Source organism: Alkalibacter saccharofermentans DSM 14828 (genome assembly GCF_900128885.1).
Taxonomy (GTDB): Bacteria; Bacillota; Clostridia; order Eubacteriales; family Alkalibacteraceae; genus Alkalibacter; species Alkalibacter saccharofermentans.
In genome coordinates, this window is sequence record NZ_FQTU01000032.1 from 1 (window position 1) to 1488 (window position 1488).

1 protein-coding gene is annotated in these 1488 nt (G+C 42.9%); it reads right to left on the bottom strand.

Features of this window, described 5'->3' with window-relative positions:
* Positions 1 to 69: 69 nt before the first annotated feature.
* Positions 70 to 1488: mannitol dehydrogenase family protein (locus tag BUB93_RS11200; RefSeq protein ID WP_073272297.1), on the bottom strand; the 1419-nt coding region annotated here is incomplete at its 5' end.

The following is a 1488-nucleotide window of genomic DNA, read 5'->3' on the forward strand; positions in this document are numbered from 1 at the left end:
GTTATAGAATCATTCCCCTCTCCATACCATCTCCATGACATTTTCATATGTTTTTCCCTCCGTTTTATATTATAGATACTTTCTCAAGGTCTTTTCCACTGCACCTTCAGACTCTATAAGCTCTCCAAAGTAAGATTCAACTCTTTCACCAAGACCAACTGAATACAAGTCCACCCCAAATATCTTTTCATCAGAAAGTATCGGCTTTATCTTCTCAGCATATCCTTCACTATCTCCAAGCTTTATCTCCTCCAGCTGAAATTTAAGCTCCTCCAGCAATGGATCTGAGCTTAGCTCCATCGTTTCTCCACGGTCGTTTATGCCCATAAGGTATCTTAGCCATCCGGCCAGCACCAAAGGGATTATCTTTAGGTCCCCCACATCAAGATTTTCATCTTTATCATAGGCCTTTATCGTCTCTCCAAACCTTATGCTGAGCTTTTGAGAAGTATCTGTCGCTATTCTTTGTGGCGTATCAGGCATAAATGGATTTGGTAGCCTGACTCCGATTACCTCGTCGATAAATTCCTTAGGCTTGATGATCTTGGGATCTACCACCACGGGAAGCCCTTCCACATACCCTATTGTTTCTACCATCTTCTTAAGAAGAGGATCTTTCATCTCCTCTGAAATCAAGGTGTAGTCAAGAAGGCATCCATATATGGCAAGTGCCGTATGAAGGGGATTAAGGCAGGTGCATACCTTCATTTTTTCAACCTTGTCCACCGTCTCCCTATCTGAAAACATTACTCCCTTGTCATAAATATCAGGTCTTCCGTTAGGGAAGATATCTTCAATCACAAGATACTGGGGCTCTTCTGCGTTTACAAAAGGAGCGACATAAGTGTTTTTGGATGTTATTATGTCATCTACATCTTCAAAGCCTTCTTCTCTTAGCATCTCCTTGACGTTTCCATCTGGTCTTGGGGTTATCTTGTCTATCATGCTCCATGGGAAGGATATGAACCCGGGATCTTCCAAGTAGGATAAGAACCCTTCTTCAACCAGTCCCTTTTCAACCCAGTTCCTTGCATAATCGACTACGGCATCATGTAGCCTTGTTCCGTTGTGGGAGCAGTTGTCCATGCTCACAAGGGCTAGCGGAAGCTTGCCGGCTTTGTATCTTTCAAAAACCAGACTTACAAGCTTTCCGATATAGCTTTGGGTGTTTTCGGGGCCAGCTTCAAAATCTGCCTGAACCGCTGGATAGTAGCTCCCTTTATTATCCTTTAGGTTGTATCCTTTTTCTGTTATTGTAAAGCTTACGATCTGTAGGCTTGGGTTTACAAAGATTTCTTTCAGTCTTTTCCAGTCACTTGAATTATCTGGGTCTACAGTCAAGGACTCCATCACGCTCGCCACTACCGTCTTTTCTACTTCTCCCGTTGACTTTAGCGTAACCAATAGGCTCAAGTTGTCGTGGGGCTTGTTCATCTTTTCTATTATTTCATAGTCAAATCCCTCTGCCACAACTATTCCTTTTTGCGC